Annotated in this window: 19 protein-coding genes and 1 tRNA gene; 6 read left to right on the top strand and 14 right to left on the bottom strand. The window is 62.2% G+C overall.

Going from position 1 to position 23118, the window contains the following annotated elements:
• Positions 1–2: 2 nt before the first annotated feature.
• The 13 genes from nuoL to ACOY6C_RS00915 all read right to left on the bottom strand — a co-directional run bounded on the left by nuoL (position 3) and on the right by ACOY6C_RS00915 (position 12976).
• Positions 3–1934, bottom strand: a complete 1932-nt coding sequence (gene nuoL, locus ACOY6C_RS00975; protein ID WP_420903606.1) for an NADH-quinone oxidoreductase subunit L — start codon at positions 1932–1934, stop codon at positions 3–5.
• A 63-nt stretch (positions 1935–1997) separates the two neighbouring features.
• Positions 1998–2300, bottom strand: a complete 303-nt coding sequence (nuoK, locus tag ACOY6C_RS00970; RefSeq protein ID WP_420903605.1) for an NADH-quinone oxidoreductase subunit NuoK — start codon at positions 2298–2300, stop codon at positions 1998–2000.
• Complete coding sequence (locus ACOY6C_RS00965; protein WP_420903604.1) at positions 2297–2890, bottom strand: NADH-quinone oxidoreductase subunit J; 594 nt, start codon at positions 2888–2890, stop codon at positions 2297–2299. Before ACOY6C_RS00965 ends, nuoK begins: the two co-directional genes overlap by 4 nt.
• 18 nt (positions 2891–2908) lie before the next feature.
• Positions 2909–3403 (bottom strand): NADH-quinone oxidoreductase subunit NuoI, encoded by a 495-nt coding sequence (gene nuoI, locus ACOY6C_RS00960; RefSeq protein WP_420903603.1) that lies wholly within the window; start codon positions 3401–3403, stop codon positions 2909–2911.
• A gap of 16 nt (positions 3404–3419) precedes the next feature.
• A complete protein-coding gene (nuoH, locus tag ACOY6C_RS00955) occupies positions 3420–4463 on the bottom strand; it encodes an NADH-quinone oxidoreductase subunit NuoH (RefSeq protein ID WP_420903602.1) in 1044 nt (347 codons plus the stop codon).
• A gap of 130 nt (positions 4464–4593) precedes the next feature.
• Positions 4594–6999, bottom strand: a complete 2406-nt coding sequence (gene nuoG, locus ACOY6C_RS00950; protein ID WP_420903601.1) for an NADH-quinone oxidoreductase subunit NuoG — start codon at positions 6997–6999, stop codon at positions 4594–4596.
• Between the two features lie 17 nt (positions 7000–7016).
• The gene (gene nuoF, locus ACOY6C_RS00945; RefSeq protein ID WP_420903600.1) at positions 7017–8279 is read right to left on the bottom strand and encodes an NADH-quinone oxidoreductase subunit NuoF; all 1263 of its coding nucleotides are present in this window, start codon (positions 8277–8279) and stop codon (positions 7017–7019) included.
• A 49-nt stretch (positions 8280–8328) separates the two neighbouring features.
• Positions 8329–8841, bottom strand: a complete 513-nt coding sequence (nuoE, locus tag ACOY6C_RS00940) for an NADH-quinone oxidoreductase subunit NuoE (RefSeq protein ID WP_420903599.1) — start codon at positions 8839–8841, stop codon at positions 8329–8331.
• Between the two features lie 169 nt (positions 8842–9010).
• A complete protein-coding gene (locus ACOY6C_RS00935) occupies positions 9011–10201 on the bottom strand; it encodes an NADH-quinone oxidoreductase subunit D (RefSeq protein WP_420903598.1) in 1191 nt (396 codons plus the stop codon).
• Between the two features lie 17 nt (positions 10202–10218).
• Positions 10219–10770, bottom strand: a complete 552-nt coding sequence (locus ACOY6C_RS00930; protein WP_420903597.1) for a complex I 30 kDa subunit family protein — start codon at positions 10768–10770, stop codon at positions 10219–10221.
• A gap of 4 nt (positions 10771–10774) precedes the next feature.
• Entirely contained in the window at positions 10775–11323 is a 549-nt protein-coding gene (locus tag ACOY6C_RS00925) for a NuoB/complex I 20 kDa subunit family protein (RefSeq protein WP_420903596.1), read from the bottom strand.
• Positions 11314–11670 carry an NADH-quinone oxidoreductase subunit A gene (locus ACOY6C_RS00920; protein ID WP_420903595.1) on the bottom strand — a complete coding sequence of 119 codons (357 nt, stop codon included), beginning with the start codon at positions 11668–11670 and terminating at the stop codon, positions 11314–11316. Before ACOY6C_RS00920 ends, ACOY6C_RS00925 begins: the two co-directional genes overlap by 10 nt.
• Before the next feature lie 259 nt (positions 11671–11929).
• Entirely contained in the window at positions 11930–12976 is a 1047-nt protein-coding gene (locus tag ACOY6C_RS00915) for a glycosyltransferase family protein (RefSeq protein ID WP_420903594.1), read from the bottom strand.
• 152 nt (positions 12977–13128) lie between these two features.
• Here ACOY6C_RS00915 and ACOY6C_RS00910 point away from each other — a divergent pair.
• Positions 13129–13204 (top strand) — tRNA-Phe (locus ACOY6C_RS00910).
• 363 nt (positions 13205–13567) lie between these two features.
• Here the strand turns inward: ACOY6C_RS00910 and ACOY6C_RS00905 are convergent.
• Positions 13568–13951 carry a hypothetical protein gene (locus tag ACOY6C_RS00905; RefSeq protein WP_420903593.1) on the bottom strand — a complete coding sequence of 128 codons (384 nt, stop codon included), beginning with the start codon at positions 13949–13951 and terminating at the stop codon, positions 13568–13570.
• Between the two features lie 349 nt (positions 13952–14300).
• Between ACOY6C_RS00905 and ACOY6C_RS00900 the strand changes: the two genes are divergently transcribed.
• The 5 genes from ACOY6C_RS00900 (at position 14301) to ACOY6C_RS00880 (ending at position 23079) form a co-directional block, all read left to right on the top strand.
• The gene (locus tag ACOY6C_RS00900; RefSeq protein ID WP_420903592.1) at positions 14301–15038 is read left to right on the top strand and encodes an SDR family oxidoreductase; all 738 of its coding nucleotides are present in this window, start codon (positions 14301–14303) and stop codon (positions 15036–15038) included.
• Positions 15039–15093: 55 nt separating this feature from the next.
• Entirely contained in the window at positions 15094–16116 is a 1023-nt protein-coding gene (locus tag ACOY6C_RS00895) for an ABC transporter substrate-binding protein (RefSeq protein ID WP_420903591.1), read from the top strand.
• Complete coding sequence (locus tag ACOY6C_RS00890) at positions 16113–18899, top strand: PAS domain-containing sensor histidine kinase (RefSeq protein ID WP_420903590.1); 2787 nt, start codon at positions 16113–16115, stop codon at positions 18897–18899. The genes ACOY6C_RS00895 and ACOY6C_RS00890 overlap by 4 nt, the downstream gene beginning before the upstream one ends.
• Positions 18900–18920: 21 nt before the next feature.
• Complete coding sequence (locus ACOY6C_RS00885; RefSeq protein WP_420903589.1) at positions 18921–20474, top strand: DUF3369 domain-containing protein; 1554 nt, start codon at positions 18921–18923, stop codon at positions 20472–20474.
• A 340-nt stretch (positions 20475–20814) separates the two neighbouring features.
• Positions 20815–23079, top strand: a complete 2265-nt coding sequence (locus ACOY6C_RS00880; protein WP_420903588.1) for a methyl-accepting chemotaxis protein — start codon at positions 20815–20817, stop codon at positions 23077–23079.
• Positions 23080–23118: the final 39 nt, after the last annotated feature.

The following is a 23118-nucleotide window of genomic DNA, read 5'->3' as shown; positions in this document are numbered from 1 at the left end:
ACTCAAACGTAAACCGTGATCAGAATCAGAACCCCGATCACCATGGCAAAGGCATAGTGATAGACGTAACCGGTCTGCATCCGCTTCAACCCCTGGGCCAACCGCACGACCAGGCCGGCGGTGCCGTTGACGCCGTAGCCGTCGATGATCTTGACATCACCCGTCTGCCACAACCCCTGACCGATCTCGCGGGCGGTGCGCACGAAGAGCCGGTCGTAGAGGCGATCGAAGTACCAGGCGTTGAGCAGGAACTGGTAGATGCCGCGCAGCACATCGGCCATGATCGCCGGCAGGCCCGGCACCTTGATGTAGAGGATCCAGGCCAGAAGCAGGCCTATCAGGAACATGCCGAACGGCGACCACTTCACCCAGGCGGCCACATGGTGGGCATGGGCCAGGGCGTCGTGACCCTTGACGATGACGATCGACTCCTTGAACCAGCCGACATCGACCATGGACTGCCCCAGGTAGCCGCACACCAGCGATCCGGCAGCCAGAATCAGCAGCGGCAGACGCATGGACCAGGGGGCCTCGTGGGCGTGGTCGTAGGCGTGCCTGTCGTGGTGATCCTTGGGCGCGCCGCGATGGAAGGTCATGAAGACCAGCCGGAACGAATAGAAGGTGGTCAGGATCGCGGCGAGCATGCCCATGATCCAGGCCAGGGTGCCGACCGTGGTGTGAGCTGCGTAGGCCGACTCGAGGATCGCGTCCTTGGAGTAGAAACCAGCCAGATAGGGGAAGCCGGTCAAAGCCAGCGTACCGATCATCATCACCGCGTAGGTGAAGGGGATTTTCTTCACCAGGCCACCCATGTGGCGCATGTCCTGCTCGTGGTGCATGGCATGAATCACGGCACCCGCGCCCAAAAAGAGCAGAGCCTTGAAGAAGGCGTGGGTGAACAGGTGGAACATGGCCGCCGGATAAGCGGAGACTCCCGCAGCGAAGAACATGTACCCCAGCTGCGAGCAGGTGGAGTAGGCGATCACCCGCTTGATGTCGTTTTGCACCAGGCCCACGGTGGCGGCGAACAGGGCGGTGGAGGCGCCGACGATGGTCACCACGTTGAGGGCGGTCTGGGAGAGTTCGAAAAGCGGCGAGGCGCGGCAGACCATGAACACGCCGGCGGTCACCATGGTGGCGGCGTGGATCAACGCCGAAACCGGGGTCGGACCCTCCATCGCGTCCGGAAGCCAGGTGTGCAGACCCAGCTGGGCCGACTTGCCCATGGCCCCCACGAAGAGCAGCAGGCAGATCAGGGTCATGGTCGGCACCGCGCCCCAGAGCGGGAAATCGACCGTGGCCGGATATTGGCCCGCCGCAGCCATGCCGAACACCTCGGCGTAATCCAGGGTGCCGAAGACCATGTACAGGGCGAAGATTCCCAGCGCGAAACCGAAGTCGCCCACCCGGTTGACCAGGAACGCCTTGATCGCCGCGTTGCAGGCCGACTCCTTGGTGAACCAGAAGCCGATCAGCAGATACGAGGCCAGTCCCACCCCTTCCCAACCAAAGAAGAGTTGCAGGAAGTTGTCACCGGTGACCAGCATCAACATCGCGAAGGTGAAGAGCGACAGATACGAGAAAAAGCGCGGCTGATCCGGATCCTCGGCCATGTAGCCCACCGAGTAGATGTGCACCAGGGTCGAAACACCGTTGACCACCACCAGCATCACCACGGTCAACCGGTCGATCAGCATCCCGAAGGAGACCTTGAATCCCCCGGAGACGATCCAGGAGAAGATCGGTTCGCGCACCGTCGGGGCATCCCCCACGGCGATGGCCAGAAAGGCCTGGATCGAGAGCGCCAGCGCCCCCAACATGCAGACGATGGTCACCAGACGGCTCACCGCGTTCCCCAGGAAGCGCCGTCCGAAGAGTCCGGCGATCAGGGATCCCGCGAGGGGCAGTAGGACAATCAGAAGGTTCTTGCTCATCGTGGTCTCAAATCCCGCATGCAAGTGGGGTTTTTTCAGCCCTTGAGAATGGAGCGGCCCGGCTCAACCCTTGAGGGTGTCGATCTCTTCCACGTCGATGGTGGCGCGATTCCGGAAGAAGGCGACCAGTATGGCCAATCCGATGGCGGCCTCGGCAGCGGCCACGGTCAGCACGAAAAAGGTGAAGATCTGGCCCGACACATCCCCCAGATAGTGGGAAAAGGCCACGAAGTTGATGTTCACCGCCAACAGGATCAGCTCGATGCTCATCAGGATGATGATCATGTTGCGCCGGTTCAGGAAGATCCCGACAATGCCGATCGTGAACAGCATGGCGCTCAACAAGAGATAGTTGTTCAGACTCATGGCTTGGCTCCCTGACCCGAAGCGACCTTGACCAGCTCCACCGCATCCTCGCGCCGACGGGCGATCTGCGACGGAATATCCTGCCGCTTCACGTCCTTGCGCCGACGGTGCGTCAGCACCACCGCGCCGATCAGCGCCACGAGCAGGATCAACGAGGCAACCTCGAACGGCAGCAGGAACCTGGTGAAAAGCACCTGCCCGATCAGCTGGGTGTTCGAGATGTTGGCCGCCTGGTGGGCATGGCCCTCCACATGGATCCCGGAGAGGATGAAGCCGAACTCGACGAGAATCAGCGCGCCGATGAACAGCCCCATCGGCAGATGCTCCATCGCCCCCTTGCGCAGCTCCTCGAAATCGACGTTGAGCATCATCACCACGAAGAGGAACAGCACCGCCACCGCCCCCATGTAGACGATCACCAGAATCGCGGCCAGGAACTCCGCCTCCAGCAGCACAAACAGACCGGCCACATTGAAGAAGGCCAGGATCAGGAACAAAACCGAATGGACCTGGTTCCGACTGGCGATCACCCCGATGGCCGCAACCACGGAGATGGCCGAAAAGATGTAGAATACGAGATCCGCTACCATGATCTGTCGCGCTCCTGCTTACCGGTATTTGGCGTCCGCGGCGAGATTGGCGTCGATCTCCGCCTTCCACCGCTCACCATTGGCCAACAACCGCGCCTTGTTGTAATAGAGATCCTCGCGGGTGTAACCGTGAAACTCGAAATTCGGTCCCAGCACGATCGCATCCACCGGGCAGGCCTCCTGACAGAAGCCGCAGAAGATGCATTTGGTCTCGTCGATGCTGTAGACCTGGGTCAAACGCTTCTCCGCGCGGCTTTCCGGATCGATCTCGATGTAGATCGCCTGGGCCGGACAGGTGGCCTCGCAGAGCTTGCAGGCCACGCAGCGCTCTTCACCCTTCTCGTCGCGACGCAAGGCGTGCTCGCCACGAAAACGGGGCGACAAAGGCGTGCGCTCCTCGGGATACTGGATGGTGATGTGCGGCTTGAACATGTGCCGCAGCGTGACCGCCAGCCCGGAGGCCAGCTCCCGCAGGGCATAGGTGTCGGCCAACTCCTTGAAGTTCAATCCCATCTTGGCATCTCCTCCATTACGCCTTTCCGAACAGCAGCACACCCAGCGCGGTGACGAAAATCCACAAAAGCGAGATGGGCAGAAAAACCTTCCAACCCAGCCGCATCAACTGGTCGTAGCGATAGCGCGGGAAGGTGGCCCGGATCCACAAAAAGACGAACAGCAGAAACGCCGCCTTCAGCCCCAGCCAGATGACGCCGGGGATGAAATCCAGGAACCCGACCGGCGGCAACCATCCACCCAGAAAGAGGATGGAGCCCATGAAAGAGACCAGGATCATGTTGGCGTATTCGCCCATGAAGAACAGACCCGAACTCATGGCCGAATATTCGGTGATGAAACCGGCCACCAGTTCCGCCTCGGCCTCCGGGAGGTCGAAGGGGGAACGGTTGGTCTCGGCGACCACCGAAATGAAGTAGATCACGAACATCGGCAGAAGGGGAATCACGAACCACATCCCCTTCTGGGCATTGACCACCTCGGTGAGGTTGAGACTGCCGGAAAGCAGCACCACCGGGATGAGGGTGAAGCCCATGGAAACCTCATACGAGACCATCTGCGCCGCCGAGCGCAGACCGCCCAGAAAGCTGAAGCGGGTGTTGGATGCCCAACCGGCCATGATGATGCCGTACACCCCCATCGAGGAGATGGCCAGAATGTAGAGGATGCCGATGTTGATGTCCGCGAGCACCAGACCCGGCGAGAACGGAATCACCGCCCAGGCGATCAGGGCCGGCACCAGCGTCAGGGCCGGAGCCAGGAAGAAGAGGGTCCGGTCCGCCTTCTCGGGCAGCAGCAACTCCTTGAAGATCAGCTTGGCCGCGTCGGCCAGAGGCTGGAGAATCCCCCAGAAGCCCACCCGGTTGGGTCCGTAACGCACCTGCATGAAGCCGATGATCTTGCGTTCCGCCAGCGTGATGTAGGTGACCATGAAGAGCACCGGGGCCAGCAGGAGCACGATTTTGATCACGGTCCAGACACCGATCCAGAGCATCGGTCCGAATAACCCCTCGCCGAAGCCATGAACGGTTCCCAAGAGTTCTTTCAGAATTTCAGGCATGTCGTCCCCGGTCCACGCTTGACACTCGCCACCATGCCCAGGTCCTCGCCGAACCTGGCATGCCATTCAACCCCAATTCCGGATCCACGCCGGATCACCCATCGCCTCATGGCGACCGGTGACCGCCCGCTCAACCCGGCAATGCCACCAGACTCACCCGACCATGACCGCGGGCGTCGTCGCACAACTCACGCGGAGAGTGCTCACCCTGGCCGAAATCCCCGAACACCACGCCGAGAGGAATCCGCGCATCCAGTTCCGCGCGCAACTCCACCCGCTTCTCGCCCTGGAGCACCCGCACCAGACCATCCTGCACGATCGCCAGACCCTTGGCATCGTCCGGATGGATCCGCAAGCGACCATCGCGGGCCAGCCTGGACATGACCGGCGAGCGCCAAGTGACCGGATCATCCCGATACAAGCAGGACTCCAGCACCAGATGAATGCCGGAAGCCTGCTCCACGGGGCGCACCGTCACCGGCAATCCCTTGGTGACCGGGCTGTGATCGCAGGCCCGCGGGGTCTCGCCCGGACCGAGCCGCGCGAAATCGTAGCGGTGATCGCTCGCCGCCAGACGCTTGCGCAGCGCCTCCAGATCGTTGTAACCCAGAGGAGCCGCGAACCGATCGCTCAAACCGCGCAGAATGCGCCAATCTTCCTTGGCTTCCAGCGGTCCGTTGCCCGCCCGTGCGCTGTGCTGGACCCGACCTTCGCAGTTGGTCAAGGTCATGGACTTCTCGCCCGGAGCCAGACCGGCCAGCACCACCTCGGCGACCCGCGCCGCTTCGCAGCCGTAGGCGCCAAGATGGATCACCCGCGCCTTCTCCAGGGCACGCCGCGCCAGATCCCGATCCAGGGCCTCCTCGGTGGGATCCACCCCCATCAGGAACAACACCTTGATCCGCCCCTCGGCGGCGGCCTCGAGAATGGCCGTGGCGTTCATCCCCACCCGCTCCAGGCGGGTATAACCAGGACCGCGATGCGGCACCACGCCCAGATCCTGGGCTGCCGCCGCGTTGCCGCGCGCGGCCACCCGGTTGAATCCGTTCCAGCCCGGACCGATGGCACCCAGCTTGTCCAGAATCGCCACGGCCAGACGACGCAACGTCTCGGCCTCGGGATGGAGGATCGCCTGTCCGCCCAGCAGCACCACCGGCTTTTTGGCGCCTTTCAACAGAGCCGCCACCATCCCGGCATCGCCACCCGGCGCCTCGCCATCCAGGCCGAGCAGAATCTGACCCAACAAGGTCGGCTCGCCGCCCGGGGTCACCAGAATCGAGGTCAGACCCGGAATGTTGCTGTTCAACTGCCGGGCATGAATCGACACCACCCGCGCGCCGGCCTGGGCCGCGCGGCGCAGTCGGAAGTTCAACAGCGGTGTCTCGAAGCGGGGATCAAAACCCACCAGAACGATCGCGTCCGCGCCGGCCAACTCCACCAGCGGCGTGTTCATCAACAGATCCGCGCGGGTCAGGGCCTGCTCGTCGCCGGAGAAATCCCGTTGCCGCAGACGGTGATCCACATGCGGCGTGCCCACCACGTTGCGCAGGAAATCCTGGAACGCGAACAGCTCCTCGCCACCCTGGATCGCATCCGAGGCCAGACCGGCCACCTCCTCGGGCTTCACCGATTTCAATACCGCCGCCGCCCGATCCAACGCCTCGGGCCAGCTCACCTTCTGCTGCACCACGCCGTTCACCGCACGGGCACGGGGCTCCTCCAGACGTCCCTCGCGCAGACCGTCGATGGCGAAACGACCCTTGTCGCACAGCCAGCTCTCGTTGCCCGCGTCCCAACCGCGCGCCATGACACGCAAAATGCGACCATCCAGATGGTCCAGACGGGTGTGACACCCCACCGAGCAGTGGGCGCATACCCCGTCGGCGTGCTTGAATTCCCAGCCACGCGCCTGGAAGTGGAACGGCTTGAAATTCAGCGCCCCAACCGGGCAGATCTCGGCCAGGTTACCGGTCAGCTCCGAATCCAGGAAGGTCTCAACGAACGGACCCACCGTCATGTGATCGCCACGGTAGACCGCGCCCATCTGCTCGACGCCGGAGACATCCTCGGAGAAACGGATGCAGCGGGTGCAGTGGATGCAGCGGTTCATCTCGGTCTCGATCAACGGACCCAGATCGTGATTGGGCACCTCGCGCTTGTGATCGTGGAAACGCGAACGGTCCGGGCCGTATTTCATGGCCAGATCCTGCAAGGTGCACTCGCCACCCTGATCGCACACCGGACAATCCAGGGGGTGGTTGATCAGCAGGAACTCCATCACCCCCTTGCGCGCGGTGCGCACCATGGGAGAGTCGGTCTTCACCACCATCCCCTCGCTCACCGGCATGGCGCAGGAGATCACCGGCTTGGGCATTTTCTCCACTTCGACCAGACACATGCGGCAGTTGCCGGCGATCGGCAGCTTGGGATGGTAGCAGAAATGGGGAATGTAAATGCCCAAAAGCTTGGCGGCCTCCATGATGGAGGTCCCCGGCTTGACATCAATTTCCTTCCCGTCGATGATCAGCGTAGGCATTTTTCCAAGCTCGCTCCTCAACCCGCCATGCAGCGGCCATGCTCCACGTGGTAGATGAACTCCTCCTTGAACGACCGGAGCGCACCCATGATCGGACCTGCCGCCGCGTCACCCAGGGCGCAGATGGTCTTGCCGCCGATGTTGTTGCAGATCTCCTGCAACAGATCGATGTCTTCCATGGTCCCCTGCCCCGCCTCCATGCGCGTCATGATCTGCGCCAGCCAGCCGGTCCCCTCTCGGCACGGGGTGCATTGTCCGCACGACTCGTGCCGGTAGAAACGGGAGAGCCGCGCAACGGCGCGCACCAGACATACCGATTTGTCGATCACGATCACCGCCCCGGAACCCAGCATGGTGCCGGCCTTGGCCATCGAATCGTAGTCCATGGTGATGGTGGCGCACACCTCGGCGGGCAGGATCGGCGAGGAGGATCCACCCGGAATCACCCCCTTGAGATTGCTCCAGCCGCCGCGCACGCCCCCGGCATGCTCCTCGAGGAGGGTCTTCAAGGGAATGCCCAGCTCCACCTCGTAGTTGCCCGGTTTGTTGACGTGTCCGGATACCGAGAAGATCTTGGTGCCGCTCGACTTGGCCACGCCCAGGCCACCGTACCAGGCTCCGCCCTTCTCGATGATGGTCGGGATGGAGGCCAGGGTCTCGACGTTGTTGATCACCGTCGGACAGCCGTACAGGCCGATGTTGGCCGGGAACGGGGGCTTGAGGCGCGGCTGCCCTTTCTTGCCCTCGATCGACTCGATCAGACCGGTCTCCTCGCCACACACGTAGGCCCCGGCACCCCGATGGATGGCCAGATGGAACTTAAACCCCTTGCCCAAGGCGTTATCCCCGAGGATTCCGTCGGCATAGGCATCGTCGATGGCGGCCTGCAACCGTTCGGTCTCGCGGTAGAACTCGCCACGGATGTAGATGTAGGCCTGCTGGATCCCCACCGCGAAGCCGCAGATGATCATCCCCTCGATCAACCGGTGCGGATCGAAGCGGATGATGTCGCGATCCTTGCAGGTGCCGGGCTCGCCCTCGTCGGCGTTGCAGGTGAGGTAGCGGGGCCGGGGATCGTTCTTGGGAATGAACGACCACTTCATGCCCGCCGGAAAGCCCGCGCCGCCGCGTCCGCGGATCCCGGACCGCTTGACCTCCTCGATCACCTCGTCCGGACCCAGTTCAATGGCCTTGAGCACCGCCTGATAGCCGCCATTGGCGCGATAGACCGCCAGGGTGTGGCTGTTGGGGAGATGGATGTTCTGATAGACGATCTTCATGAGGTGTTATCCGTGATGGCGTCCGCCGCTCGAGTTGATCCCGGATCAATCAGGGAAGCCGGTCGATGATCTCGACCACCTTGTCAGCGGTCAGATTTTCATAATAATCGTCGTTGATCTGCATCATCGGCGCATTGACGCAGGCGCCCAGACACTCCACCTCGGCCAGCGTGAAGCGTTTGTCCTCGGTGGTATGGCCGGGGGTGATCTTGAGCTTGCGCCGCAAGGCATCCATCACCTGATCCGAGCCGCACAGCCAGCAGGAGATGTTGGTGCAGGCCTGCACATGATACATCCCCACCGGACGCAGGTTGTACATGGTGTAGAAGGTGGCCACCTCGTAGACCCGGATCGGCGGCATGTTGACAATGCCGGCCACATAATCGAGGCTCTCCCGGGAGAGCCAGCCCCCGAATTCGCGCTGCGCCAGATGCAGGATCGGCATCACCGCGGATTGGCGCCGATCCGCCGGATAGCGCTTGAAGATCGTTTCGATCTCCTTGAGCGACTCATCGGAAAACCGGGGCGTGACGCCCGTGGAGAGTGGACTCCGCTCGTTCATGCTCGCGATGCCTCAATGCAATGGTCCAAAACGACCCGACTAACGATCTTGATGGGAGAAAAACCCCCTCACCCCCCGACCGTGGAACGCCCCGAGGGATTTCCACGGCCATTCCAGCTCTCGACCGGACCCGGTTCCCCGAGGGGCCCGGCCCGTCCGTCGATCCCAGCTACCGGTCGATTTCACCGAACACGATGTCGATGGTTCCGACGATCGTCGTCACGTCCGCCAGCATGTGCCCCTTCAAGATGGTCTTCAAGGATTGCAGATGGTTGAAGCCGGCAGCGCGGATCTTGACCCGATACGGCTTGTTGCCGCCGTGGGAGATGATGTACACCCCGAACTCCCCCTTGGGGGATTCGGTGGCCACGTACACCTCGCCCGGAGGCGCCTCAAACCCCTCGGAAAAGAGCTTGAAGTGGTGGATCAACGACTCCATCCCCTCCTTCATCTCCTGACGATAGGGGGAGGAGGTCTTGAAGTTCTCGATCTTCACCGGCCCCCTGGGCATCTGCTTCAAACACTGGGCGATGATGCGGTTGCTCTGCCGCAACTCCTCGACGCGCACCAGATAGCGGTCGTAGCTGTCGCCGTTCTTGCCGATCGGAATGTCGAAATCCACCCGGTCGTAGGCGTCATACGGCTCGGCCTTGCGCAGATCCCAGGCGATCCCTGAACCACGCAGCATGGGGCCCACATAGCCCATGTCGAGGGCCTCGGCGGCGGAAACCACGCCGATGTCCACCAGACGCTGTTTCCAGATGCGGTTCCCGGTCAAAAGGGTTTCGTACTCGTCGATCTTGGCCGGGAAATCCTCGGTGAAGGATTGGATCTTCTCGGCCAGTCCCTCGGGAAAATCCCGCGCCACGCCGCCCGGACGGAAATAGGCCGCGTGCATGCGCGCCCCGCACACCGCCTCGTACATGTCCATGATCCGCTCCCGCTCGCGGAAGCAGTAGATGAACATGGTCATGGCGCCCACATCGAGACCGTGGGCCCCCAGGAACAGGAGATGGTTGAGGATACGGGTCAGCTCCGCGTAGATTACCCGGATGTACTGGGCCCGCTCCGGGGCCTGGACCCCCATCAGCTTCTCGACCGCCAACACCCAGGAGTGCTCCTCGCTCATCATCGACATGTAGTCGAGACGGTCGAAATAGGGCACGCCCTGCAGGTAGGTCTTGTGCTCCAGAAGCTTTTCGGTGCCGCGATGCAGGAAGCCGATGTGCGGATCGGCCCGCTCCACCACCTCGCCGTCGAGTTCCAGCAGCAGACGCAACACACCGTGCGCCGCCGGATGCTGCGGTCCGAAGTTGACCGTGTAGTTCAGAAATTCGGTTTTTTGCGCTTGCGTTTCCATCGCCAACGTCTCGGCTCCTAGAGAGTGTGGCGGTAGGGTTCGCGATTCCCCCGCTCGAGGGAGATCGGTTCCCGGACAATACGGCCCAGCGTTTCGTCGTAACGCACCTCGATCCGGCCCGTGACCGGAAAGTCCTTGCGCAACGGATGGCCGTCGAAATCGTATTCGTTGAGGATGCGCCGCAGATCCGGATGGCCCGAGAAAAGAATGCCGACCAGATCATACGCCTCGCGCTCGTACCAGTCGGCGCAGCTCCACAGCGGGGTCACCGAGGGGATCGCCTCGCCCTCGGCCAGGGCGCACTTGATCCGCAGCCGATGGTTCTTGTAAACCGACAGCAACTGGTAGACCACCTCCAAGGGCTTGTCCCGTTCCGGATAGTGGACGCCCGCCAGATCGATCATCTGGTGGAAATTCAAGGCCGGATCATCGCGCAGCACGGTCATGACGGCGATCAGGTTCTCGGGGGTCACCCGCACGACCAGGGCATCGCCGATCCGCTCGCGAGGCAGATCCGGCAGCCGTTCCGTCACCGCGGCTTCGAGTGTGTCGAGGGTTTCGGGGGTCATCGCTTCACCCTACCAGTTTCTTGGGCGGACGCACGCCGTTGGCACCCCAGCCACCATCGAAGGTATGGGTGCGATGGATTTTCTTGTGCAGTTGCAGGATACCGTACAGGAAGGCCTCGGCGGTCGGCGGGCAGCCGGGAATGTAGACATCCACCGGCACGACGCGATCGCAGCCGCGCACCGTGGCGTAGCCGTAGTGGTAATAGCCGCCGCCATTGGCGCAGGAGCCCATGGAGACCACCCAACGGGGCTCGGGCATCTGGTCGTAGAGTTTGCGCAGGGCCGGGGCCATTTTGTTGGTGAGGGTGCCGGCCACGATCATCACGTCGGACTGACGCGGCGAGCCGCGAAAGACGATGCCGAAACGGTCGAGATCGTAGCGGCTGGCGCCGGCCTGCATCATCTCCACCGCGCAGCAGGCCAGACCGAAGGTCATCGGCCACATGGAGCCGGTGCGCGCCCAGTTGGCCAGCGTATCCACCGAGGTGAGCAGAAAACCGCGCTCACCCACCTCCTGGGCCACGCCCTGGACAAACGGATCGTTCAATCCCATTCCAATGCCCCCTTCTTCCAGACATAGGCATAGCCGACCAACAGAATCAGCAGAAAGAGAACCATCTCCACGAAGCCAATCACGCCGAGTTGCCTGAAGGAGACGGCCCACGGAAACAGGAACGCGGCTTCGAGATCGAACACCACGAAAAGAATGGCCAGCAGATAGAATCGGACATCAAAGGGGACGCGGATGCCGCTCAGAGGGGAGAAGCCGCATTCGTACTGGGCACGTTTTTTGGGATCCGGATTGCGCGGCCCGAGAAGAAAGGACATCACCTGGGTGACGACGGCCATGCCGCCGGCGATGGCCAGAAAAACCAGAATGGGAAAATAATTCTCAAGCATCTCGGCCATGCTCCACGAAGGGGTTGCGCTGTCGTGCTTTGCTTCAGGCGCCATTCATGGGTGAGCCGCATGATGACGCGCCGGAATTTCTACCATCGCACGCGCTCTGGGTCAAGCGGTTCCGCAATGCCGGGATCAAAAAAATTGTATATTCATGGTTGGATACATTATCGAACCGTATCGCGACGCATCATTATACTATCAGAATATGTTAAACATCTGAGAGCGATCAGCCAGTCTTCTTGCCCGATCCTGTTTTTTACCCGCTCCAGGGGCGCTTTAACAGACATTTAACCATCCAGACCCATTGCGAGGACCAGCGACGCGCGGTCATCAAATCCGCCCGTTCCGCGAACAACCGTTCGAACAGTTCCAGGTAGGCGCCGCACATGCGATCTGCGGTGAATGGGTATTCCAGCACCTTCTGCCGCCAGGAATTTCGTTCTTCCCGCATCGCGAGCAGAACGTTTTCCAGTGTCCCGGGTGTATATGGAATACCGTATCCATCACCATATTCGGCCATCGAACCACTCTCCAGGTACAACAACGGCAGACCGCACATCGCCCCCTCCAGGAGGTGATTGGGGCCGGCCTCGAAACGCGAGGCGGTCAGATAGACATCGTGTCCACGCAACTCCTCGGCCAACGCCTCCCCCGTGCACGGCATCACATGCCGTCCGTTCTCGATGCGCTCCCCCTCTGGCAGCCTGCCGACAAAGGTGAAGCGCAGCCATTCGTTCCAGGGGGATTGGCCCTGCAGGGCATCGAGTCGTCGATAGATGTCCCACCCTTTGTTGGCGTGGGTGCTCCAGTGGTGGGTGACGATACGCAGGCAACCGTCATGGGCGCGGGTACCGGGATCGCCGGGGCGCCACAGTCTGGCATCCGCGCCATTCAGAATCACCGAGGCCGGACGATCCGCCCCGAATCCGGATGCCAGATAGCACGACCGCACCCATTGGCTGACGAACACCGTGTGGTCGGCGATCCGGTTGGCGTGAATGCGGAACCGGTTGAAGGTTTTCGATTCATCGTCGCGCGCCTCGCTGGTGTTGTTGATGCGGTGGACGACGAGAGCCTTTTTGTTGACGAACAGGAGATAACGCAGAATGTCGGCGTGGTCGTAGGCGGAAATGCGCAGCCGGCCCTCCGGCTCGGCCAGAAGGATGATGTCCAGGTCCCGTGGCGTCAAGTCGTGGCACACCTCGTGGCCCAGCTGGCGCAAATAGGCGCCCAGCGCACTCCCGAAGCGATTGCCTCCCCCCCAGGGCCCAGACTGAAGCCGCATGCCGATGCTGATTTTCAATGGATCAACCTGTCCGAAGGAGTGCCACCGCCATCCTGAAAACTGTGACACATACGGACAATCTCATCAATCCATCTTGACACTTCTCCCGCAATTCTGTATTAAAGGTGCCTGTCACGAAAGCGTGCAAGCGCGACGACCATCCGCAGAATGCCCAGGTAGCTCAGTTGGTAGAGCAGAGGACTGAAAATCCTCGTGTCGGCAGTTCAATTCTGTCCCTGGGCACCATATTTTTCCAAAGACCTCCAAGAATCTCCAAGAAGCCAGCAAGATTAAACATTTGCTGGCTTCTTTTTGTTCCAAGTGTGTGTACAGACATCCCGGTTTGGTGTGTGCAAAGATCGTGTGCGGATCGGGGGTTCAGGCAAACCACGACACACATCCGCCGCAAACCAAGGAACCGCGCCATATCCCTGACCGATACCCGGTTGCGCAATCCCAAACCGGCGCCAACACCCAAGAGCGTCGCAAATGAACGTGGCCTGTCCATCCTGGTGCAACCGAATGGGGCCAAGTGGTGGCGCTTGACAGCACGAATCCGACGCACCCCCGCCCCACCTCACCCGGTGGGCACCAGCCTTCCGGTCCAGCTCACCAGTCGCTCAACAGACCGTGGACGATGCGACGGGCGTTGCGTCCCGCCCCTTCCACCGACGGATTGAGCAGCCATTGAATCTGACTCACCGCGGCCAGCGACAGCGCCACCACCCGGCGGGCGGTCTCGTGACGTCCTGGGGCGCTCTCCAAAGCCCGTGCCACGCTCAAGGCCAGGTCCGCCACCTCGTTCAACCCCCGTGAGGCGGCCTGACGGTGAAACGCCCCCATGGAACGGGAGATGTGATCGGTGGAGACCGCACCCGCCCCCCGCGCCTCCACGATCTTGAGCTGGTCGCTCACATCCATCATCCAATCGGTCGCCTCCCGCTTGAACTCGGACGGGGGCACGAAGCGGATGACCTGTATTTCGTCATTCATCGGCCTGGACCACTCTTGGAGTTTCATCGCTGGATACCTCGCATGAACCCGATGCGCAATTGTTGACCTCGTTGTCAAGAACAGGTTGTCATGGCTAAGTTAATGCAATTTATATACCATTCATAGAATTGACACCTGCCAACACGGCAAATGCATAAACAAACACATACTTTTCTCCGCACACCCCAAAACAACGCCGGGAAATCCGCTCCCGGGCGACGTCCAAAAAGTTGCCGACGCAAGAAAAGTTGCACCCGGACACCCATGCTGCCAGGATAGAGAGGTCGTGACGCCCTCCCGGCGCGAGAACCGACAACCACCCCAACCCCAATTCCGGAGAGCGCCCAGCATGCACCCCAAACCCACCACCGCGCTCGTCACCGGCGGTGCGCGCCGCATCGGCGCCGCCATCTCCCGCGCCCTGGCCCAACGGGGTCTGGCCGTGGTCATCCATCACGGCCACTCCCCGCACGCGGCCACCGCCCTGATCCGGGAGATCGCCGCCCAGGGTGGGGAGGCCCACGCCCTCGAGGCCGACCTGGGCGATCCATCCGAACTTCAAACCCTTCTGGAACGGGCCGAGGAGCGGCTCTCGGGCCGCCCGGTCACCCTGCTGGTCAACAACGCCGCCATCTTCGAACGCGGGGATCTCATCGACACCTCCCTGGAGTTGTGGCAACGCCACCTGGAGATCAACCTCACCGCGCCGTTTCTTCTCACCCGCGACTTCGCGCGCCGTCTCCCGAATGAAGAGCACGGCCAGATCATCCAGATCATCGACCAGCATGCCGATCGTCCGCGTCTCCATTACGCCGCCTATTCGGCAGCCAAATCGGCCCTCTGGACCCTGACCCGCCAGGCCGCCCTGGAACTGGCTCCCCGGATCCGCGTCAACGCCATCGGTCCCGGTCCGATCCTGCCGGCACCAGGCGACTCCGCCGTCACCTTCGCCCAGATCGGTTCCGCCACCCCGCTGCGCCGCGCGGGCAGCACCGATGACATCATCTCCGCGCTCCAATTCCTCATGGATCATGACTTTGTGACCGGAGAGTTGATACGGGTGGACGGCGGGGAGCATCTGCGTTAAAATGAGAATGGAATCCATTAAAGCAAATAATCATCGACAGCGTGCGCTTTCCCTTATGATCGTTTTTAACGTGATGCGCCTGCTCACGCCGCTCCTCTCGCTGCTCCTGCTCGCCCCGGCCCTCGGCTGGGCCGGCGATCCCCTGTTCAAAATCGTCATCAGCGTCGTCGGACCGCACAACCTCTCCTTTCTGCCCATCGACCTGATCCCCGCCATCGGCGCGGACCGCGACGAAGGCATCGAGGTGCAACTCCGTCATGTCGAGGGCGGCGGATTGGCCATCAAGGAACTGGTCTCCCGCAACAGCGATTTCACGGCAGCGGGATTCCCGGCCCTCATGTCCCTCAAGGCCAACGGCGGCGATCTGGTCGGCGTGGCCGCCCTCTCCGACGCGCCCCAGTTCGCGCTCGTGGTGCGCAAGTCCCTCGAGCACGAAATCACCCGCATCGCCGATCTGAAAGGGCGCATCGTCGGCGTGCACACCAGCGCGGTCAACGCCAAAACCATGTCCCAACAGCTCCTCGAAATGCTCCTCAAGGCCGACGGCCTGCAACCACGCGAGGCACGGGTCATCTCCACCGGACAGGATTGGACACGGCGCGCCATACTCCTGGACTCTGGACAGGTGGATGCCATCGTCTCCGAGGAGCCCTTCGCCACCTGGCTGCTGCAACAAGAAAAGGGGTTCTTTCTGCACAATCTCGCCGACCCCGACAACAACCGCGACATCGCCGGATCCCGAGTCCTCCACGCCACCGTGGCCACCCGTCCCGACGTGATCGCCAACGAGCCGGAAAAGGTCAGACGGCTGGTCAACGCCGTGCGCCGCTCCCTGCGCTGGATCGTCGAACACACCCCGGAAGAGGTGGTGGAACAGCTGGCGGGCCTCTCTGAAGAGGAGAAAGGAGTGGTCCGGGTCTGCCTGCGCAAATATCCGCGCCTGTTCAGCCGCGACGGGGCCTTTTCCAACCTGCAAATCGCGGAAACCAACCAGTTCTTCCACGCCGGAGCCCCGGAGGCGACCGCCGTGCGCATGGAGCATCTCATCAACGACCAATGGGCCGGACGCAAGGAGTGAACCCCTCGAACGTCACGACCCGCAAGGATGTGCTGCCACGCCAGGCGGCCAGCCGCGTCGCGATCACCACGCTCCTGATGATCGTGGTGATCGCGACGCTCGCCTTCTGGTTGCAGCTCACCGCCATGAACCGTACCGCCCACCAGATCATGACCTCCCTGGAACGGTTCCATGCCGACAAGTTGGTCCTGCTGGAACAGGAGTGGCAGGAACAGGCGGTCCGACTCCACAACCGGCTGGAACTGCTCGATCTCTTTGCCCGCGGGGTGGGGGCCTGGGATGCGCTGACCGCATCGTTGCGTCAGGAGAGCGACTCCTCCTTCGCGGCGGTGGTGATCACCGACGAGGCGCGCCAGGTGCTCCACGTCCATCCGTCCCACTTTTCCGGTCTGCCGGAAACCCTTGAATTCAGCGGCAACAGCGGCTGGCACGTCTCCACCACCACCGGCGTGCTCCACCGCTGGATCGCCCAACCGTTCTGGCTCGGTCCGATCGGACATGGGGAGATCTTCGTCCTGGTGGCCATCGAAAACGGACTCCTGTTCCGCGCCACCCTGCCCTTCACCGAACTCTTCGTGATCCACGAGGGACGGGTGATGGCCAGCTCGCAAGGCAACACGTCACCCCCCCCTGAATCCCTCCTCGACGCGACCTTCTGGAACAAAAACCAGCGCATCGACCAGATCATCATTCCCTGGCGCAAGAACGATCCCAACAGCCCGCGCCTGGTGATCCGCCATGTCACGGAATCGCTTTTCTCGGTGACAGAGCTTCTGATCGTGGGCGTGGCGCTGTTCGCCCTGATCTCCTGGCTGTTCTGGAAAAGCCTCGGCTCCTGGATGATCCGCATCACCCGACGCATCAACACCCTCGGTTGGGTGGCCGAAGCCTTCTCCAGGGGATTGGATCTCACCCCGGAGATCCGCGACGCCCTGCACGCCGTGCGCGACAAGAGCCTCGACGAAGTGACCATGGTCGCCGATGCCATCGCCATGGCCCAGGAGGTGGTCGCCCGGGAGTTGCGTGCCCGTCTCGAGGCCCAGGCCGACCTGGGCCGCATGAGCAGTCACAACCAGCTCCTGCTCGAGGCCGCCGGCGAGGGGATCTACGGTCTGGACCCCTCCGGTCGCACCACCTTCATCAATCCCGCCGCCGCGCGCATGATCGGCTGGCTGCCCGAAGAGATCATCGGCACCTCCCTGCACGACCGGGTGCATCACACCCATGCCGATCAATCCCCCTATCCGCGCCACGAATGCCGGATCTTCGCCGCGATCCGCTCCGGCGAGACCCAGGTGGTCAACGATGAGCTGTTCTGGCGCAAGGATGGCACGGCCTTTCCGGTCGAATACACCTCCACGCCGATCCGTGATCAGGGTGAAATCCGCGGCGCGGTGGTGGTGTTCCGCGACATCTCGGAACGGTTGCGCGCCGAGAAACAGGCCCGCGACTACCTGACCTTCCAGCGGGTGATCAACGGTCTGCACGAGATCTCCTACCACCGCGTGCCGCTCGACGAACTGTTGGACCAGGCCTTGGCCTTCATCCTGTCGGTGCCCTGGCTGGCGATCCAGGCCAAGGGGGCGATCTTCTTGAACGAACCCCAAACCGACACCCTGCGCCTGACCGCCCACCTGGGACTCGACGACCAACTGCTCACCTTGTGCGCGCGGGTCGCCCATGGACACTGTGTATGCGGACGGGCGGCGCTCTCCCGGCAACCGCTGCATGCCGACCGGGTGGACGAACGCCACGAAATCACCTTTCCCCAGATGCCGCCCCATGGTCACTACGCGGTGCCGATCCTCTCCGGGGAACGGCTGCTGGGGGTGTTGACCCTCTATCTGGCCCATGGCCAGCCCTACAACCCCGAAGAGGAACTGCTGCTGATGGCCATGTGCCAGACCCTGGGCAGCATGATCGAACGCAAGCGGCTCGAGGAGTCGCTGCAATACCAGAACACCTTTCTGGAAGAGAAGGTGCGTGAACGCACCGCCGAACTGCACGACCATCTGTCCGCGTTGAAGAGCGCCCAGAATCAGCTGATCCAGTCCGAGCGGCTCGCGGCCCTGGGCGGACTCGTGGCGGGCATCTCCCACGAGATCAAGACCCCGGTAGGCACCAGCTTCACCGCCGTGACCTATCTGGAAAGCGAATTGAACAAATTCCTCGCCCACTACCGGGAAGGCACCCTCTACCGGGAAGATCTGGACGCCTTCGTGGAGAACGTCGGCGAGGCCTCCCGGCTGATCCAGGCCAATCTGCGGCGCGCCTCGGATCTGATCTTGAGTTTCAAGCAGGTGGCGGTGGATCAGACCAGCCAGGAGAAACGCCGCTTCGACCTCAAGGAGTATCTGGACGAAACCGTCTTCACCCTGCGTCCCAAACTCAAGAACGCCCCCCATCGGGTCACCGTGCAATGCGCGGAAGGGATCGTGCTGTACACCTTTCCGGGCGCCGTGTCGCAGATCGTGGCCAATTTCATTCTCAACTCCCTGGCCCACGCCTTCGGAGCCGGCCAGGCGGGTCGCATCGACATCGAGGCCGGTCTCATCGACCCGGCCACGGTGTTCCTCCACTATCGGGACAACGGTCAGGGCATGGACGCCGAAACCGTGAAACTGATCTACGAACCCTTCTTCACCACCAATCGCAATCAGGGCGGCAGTGGACTCGGCATGCACATCGTCTACAATCTGGTGACCCAGCGCCTCAACGGGACCATCGAAACCCGCAGCGCGCCTGGCGCCGGAACGGAGTTCCGGATCCACTTCCCCGTTTGACCGGACCAGGAGCCCACCCCCATGAACCAGCCCTCGCGTCCCTCGGACTCCCTGTTGTCGGGACACATCCCCAGCCGGGGCGGCCCGGTCGCGGCCCCGCCGTTCGCCGCGGAGGGGGCCTGGAAAATCATGGTGATCGACGACGATCCCGATCTGCACCCCCTGACCCGGCTGGTGCTCAAGGATCTGCTCTTCGACGGTCGGCGCATGAGTTTCATCCACGGCTACTCCGGGGCGGATGCCCGGCGTCTGATGGTCCAGCATCCGGATACCGCGGTGCTGCTGCTCGACGTGATGATGGAGAGCGATCGCGAGGGGCTGGAGGTGGTGCGCTACATTCGCGACACCCTGGAAAACCCCTGGGTGCGCATCATCCTGCGCACCGGTCAGCCGGGACTGGCCCCGGAGGCGGAGGTGATCGCCGCCTACGACATCAACGACTACAAGGACAAGGTGAACTTAAGCAACCAGAGCCTGATCACCTCGGTGACCGCGGGTTTGCGCGCCTTCAAGCTGTTGGACACCATCGAAAAGACCCGTCGCGGCATGCACCGGGTGATCGACGCCTCCGGGAGCCTCTACGAGTTCCACTCCATGGGACAGCTGGCGCAGACCATTCTCGAGCAGTTCGGACTGGTGATCAATCCCGGCCAGCCCGCCACGGACGCCTTTGCCGCCACCCTGAAACATGGGGTGATCCGCATTCATGCCGCCACCGGACAACACGCGCCGCTGATCGGTCAACCCGTGGACGAGGTGCTCTCCTCGGATCTGGTCACCCTGACCTGGCAGGCGTTGCGCGAGCGGCGTCCATTGTTCTCCGAGCAGGTGTTTATCGGCTATTTCCGCACCCGCAACGGCCTGGAGAATCTGCTGCTGCTGGATGCCGGGCGACGTCTGAGCGAGGTGGATCGGGATCTGATCGAACTGTTTTCCGCCAACGTCACCGCCTCGTTCGAGCAGCTTCTGCTCCATCGCGAGATCATCGCCACCCAGAAGGATGTCACCTTCACCCTGGGCGAGGTGATCGAAACCCGTAGCGGCGAGGCGGGACAGCATGTGCGGCGCGTGGCGGAAAATTCGCGTCTTCTGGCGCAGTTCGCCGGTCTGCCGTCGCGTGACTGCGAGTTGTTGCGCATGGCCTCGCCGATGCACGACCTGGGCAAGATCGGCATTCCGGACGCGATCCTCAACAAGCCCGGTTCCCTGACCGACGAGGAGTGGCGCATCATGCGCTCGCACACCCAGATCGGCCATCAGGTGCTCGGCAACTCCGATCAGCCGATCATTCGCACCGGCGCGATCATCAGCCTGCAGCATCACGAGAAGTGGGACGGCACCGGCTATCCCAACGGTCTGGCCGGCGAGGCGATTCACATCTTCGCGCGCATCACCTCGTTGATCGATGTGTTCGACGCCCTGACCCACAAACGCACCTACAAGCCGGCCTGGAGCATCGAAAAAGCGGTCGGGCAGATCCGCAAGGATCGCGGCACCCACTTCGATCCCGAACTGGTGGATCTGTTCCTGACCCATCTCGATGGGTTCCTGGAGATCCAGCAAGCGTTCGAGTGAGACGATCTCCCCGATTCCGCCTGTCTCTTCCCCTTTTTACCGGCCCGCCCCCCATTTCCGCCATCCATGCGGTCCGCTTTGGCCCGCGAACCCCGTTATTCCAATGCGAAATAGTATCCATTGACCAGTTCTACTTGTTTTTCGTCCTGATTTGATGGCCGACATGGACGCGCATAACGCGCCTTGTTCCATGGACCGGATTTCGAATTGCCAGAAGCGTCAAAATCCCCTATAACAAATAGGAGAATTTCATGGACGAATATCAATTCTTAACTATCACTTTCACGATGAAACGCGAACCATCCAAAATGACGTTGACAACCAAGCGAGGGGATTCGGCATGATGCGACTGGGGGACATGAAGATCGGGGTCAAGGTGGCCGGGAGTTTCGGATTGGTGGGCCTGCTGTTCCTGGGGGTGATCTGGCAATACGATCAGACCCTGCATCGCACCCTGGACGGTTACCAGGGCGATGTGTTGGAGCGGGTCGAGGTGGAGAAGAGTCAGGCGTTGCGACTCAACATCCAGATGCTGGAGGCCCGTCGCGGCGAAAAGGATTTTCTGTTGCGCAAGGATGGCAAGTATCTCGACGCCACCAACGAACGCATCACCGCCATGCACGCCACGGTGACCGAGATGCTCAAAAAGGCCACCCAGAACCAGGATGCCGAAAGCGCCCGCCTGGATCAGGAGATCCTGAACCGTCTCGACGAATACGCCCAGGCCTTCCGTGGCGTGGCCAAAAACGAGACCGACAAGGGCCTCACCCCCAACGTCGGTTTGCAAGGGATGTTCCGGGATGCGGCCCACGCCATGGAACAACAGATCCAACGGTACGATACCGATGAAATCTATTTGATTCTATTACAGATGCGCCGGGCGGAAAAAGATTTTCAACTGCGCCGGGAGTCGAAATACGCCGAGGAACTCGCCAAGACCATCGACCATTTCCGCAAGGAGATCGCCAGTTCCACCTTGAACGACGCGATGAAAAAGCACCTGGCCGGTTTGACGGACCGCTATCAGAAGAGCTTTCAGGATGGCATGGCCACGATCCAGTCCGGCAAGGGCGATGCCGGGGTGACGGAGGGGTTCCGCGAAGCGGCCCATCAGATGGAACAGGTGTTGCGGAGCCGGTATGTCCCCGGACTGGCCCGACTCTATCTGGAGCTGCGCAAGGATGAAAAGGATTATCAATTGCGTGGGGAGGAGAAATATGTCGCCAGCGTGGCCAAACGTCTGGAGGCCATGCGCCAGGTGATCGGCGAATCCGCCATCGCGTCCGAGGATCGCGCCGCCATGGAAAAGACCCTGCAAACCTACAAACAGGCCTTCGAGGGACTCGTGGCCAAAAACAAGGAGCTCGCCCAGGACGCCGAAAAGATGCGGGCCGCAAGCCATGCCATGGAGCCCCTGATCGAGGCCCTGGTGAAGGAGGCGAACACCGACATGAGCAAGACCTCCGAGGAGACCTCCGCACGAGCCCAGAAGGATGCCGGCATCGCCCTGGGCGTAAGCGGGGTGATCCTGCTGTTGGGCGCCTTGCTGGCCTGGATCATCGGACGGGCCATCACCACGCCGGTGCAGGCGTTGCAGTCGATGACCGAAACCTTTGGGCAGGGGGATCTGACGGTCGAAACCGCCATCCGCCAGAAAGACGAAGTGGGATTGATGGCCACCTCCCTGTCCCAAACCGTGACCCGTCTGCGGGAGATCCTCGAGCAGGTCAAGATGGCCTCCAACGAGGTGGCCAATGGCAGCCAGCACCTGTCGGACGCGGCCCAGGAGCTTTCCCAATCCTCCACCGAGCAGGCGGCAGCCATCGAGGAGACCTCATCGGCCATGGAGGAGATGACCCAGAGTATCCGTCGCAATCACGATCACGCCCAAACCACCGCGACCATCTCGCAACAGGCGGCCAAGGATGCGGTGGAGACCGGGGTGGCGGTGAAACGGGCGGTGGACGCGATGATGGAGATCGCCGAGAAGATCTCCATCATCGAGGAGATCTCCCGTCAGACCAACCTGTTGGCCCTGAATGCCGCCATCGAGGCGGCGCGGGCCGGGGAACACGGCAAGGGGTTTGCCGTGGTGGCCGCCGAGGTGCGCAAGCTGGCGGAACGGAGTCAGACCGCGGCCAGCGAGATCGGCGGACTCTCCGCCTCCAGCGTCTCCATTGCCGAACAGGCCGGCGGCATGCTGGCACGGCTGGTGCCCGACATCCAGAAAACCGCGACACTGATTCAGGAGATCTCGATCTCGAGCAGCGAGCAGACCCAAAGCGCCGAGCAGATCAACAGCGCGATCCAGTCCATGGATCAGGCGATCCAGCGCAACGCCGGCACCTCGGAGGAGATGGCGGCCACCTCGGAAGAGCTTTCCGCCCAGGCCGACACCTTGCAGAATTCGGTTGCGTTCTTCCGTACCGGTCGGGACGATCGGGCTCCCGCGCGACGGATGGACACCTCCCGGCCTCGCGGCGCCGCCCACCCGCCGGCCAAGGTGGCGCTTGTCCACGCCCCGACGGCGCCTCATCGCGCCCTGCCCGCCCCCGCCGCGTCACGCCACCAGGGCGCCTCGGATGATGAATTCACCACCTTCTGATCCTCCCCACACCGCACCCTCCGTCTGACCGGAAACGCT

Source organism: Candidatus Magnetaquiglobus chichijimensis, assembly GCF_045865675.1.
In the GTDB taxonomy this organism is placed as follows: Bacteria; Pseudomonadota; Magnetococcia; order Magnetococcales; family Magnetaquicoccaceae; genus Magnetaquiglobus; species Magnetaquiglobus chichijimensis.
This window is presented reverse-complemented; position numbering and strand designations above follow the sequence as displayed.

Bases quoted from the DNA above. Each gene is read 5' to 3' on its own strand.
- nuoL (WP_420903606.1), bottom strand. From the start codon at position 1,934: ATGAGCAAGAACCTTCTGATTGTCCTACTGCCCCTCGCGGGATCCCTG.
- nuoK (WP_420903605.1), bottom strand. From the start codon at position 2,300: ATGAGTCTGAACAACTATCTCTTGTTGAGCGCCATGCTGTTCACGATC.
- ACOY6C_RS00965 (WP_420903604.1), bottom strand. From the start codon at position 2,890: ATGGTAGCGGATCTCGTATTCTACATCTTTTCGGCCATCTCCGTGGTT.
- nuoI (WP_420903603.1), bottom strand. From the start codon at position 3,403: ATGGGATTGAACTTCAAGGAGTTGGCCGACACCTATGCCCTGCGGGAG.
- nuoH (WP_420903602.1), bottom strand. From the start codon at position 4,463: ATGCCTGAAATTCTGAAAGAACTCTTGGGAACCGTTCATGGCTTCGGC.
- nuoG (WP_420903601.1), bottom strand. From the start codon at position 6,999: ATGCCTACGCTGATCATCGACGGGAAGGAAATTGATGTCAAGCCGGGG.
- nuoF (WP_420903600.1), bottom strand. From the start codon at position 8,279: ATGAAGATCGTCTATCAGAACATCCATCTCCCCAACAGCCACACCCTG.
- nuoE (WP_420903599.1), bottom strand. From the start codon at position 8,841: ATGAACGAGCGGAGTCCACTCTCCACGGGCGTCACGCCCCGGTTTTCC.
- ACOY6C_RS00935 (WP_420903598.1), bottom strand. From the start codon at position 10,201: ATGGAAACGCAAGCGCAAAAAACCGAATTTCTGAACTACACGGTCAAC.
- ACOY6C_RS00930 (WP_420903597.1), bottom strand. From the start codon at position 10,770: ATGACCCCCGAAACCCTCGACACACTCGAAGCCGCGGTGACGGAACGG.
- ACOY6C_RS00925 (WP_420903596.1), bottom strand. From the start codon at position 11,323: ATGGGATTGAACGATCCGTTTGTCCAGGGCGTGGCCCAGGAGGTGGGT.
- ACOY6C_RS00920 (WP_420903595.1), bottom strand. From the start codon at position 11,670: ATGCTTGAGAATTATTTTCCCATTCTGGTTTTTCTGGCCATCGCCGGC.
- ACOY6C_RS00905 (WP_420903593.1), bottom strand. From the start codon at position 13,951: ATGAATGACGAAATACAGGTCATCCGCTTCGTGCCCCCGTCCGAGTTC.
- ACOY6C_RS00900 (WP_420903592.1), top strand. From the start codon at position 14,301: ATGCACCCCAAACCCACCACCGCGCTCGTCACCGGCGGTGCGCGCCGC.
- ACOY6C_RS00895 (WP_420903591.1), top strand. From the start codon at position 15,094: ATGATCGTTTTTAACGTGATGCGCCTGCTCACGCCGCTCCTCTCGCTG.
- ACOY6C_RS00885 (WP_420903589.1), top strand. From the start codon at position 18,921: ATGAACCAGCCCTCGCGTCCCTCGGACTCCCTGTTGTCGGGACACATC.
- ACOY6C_RS00880 (WP_420903588.1), top strand. From the start codon at position 20,815: ATGATGCGACTGGGGGACATGAAGATCGGGGTCAAGGTGGCCGGGAGT.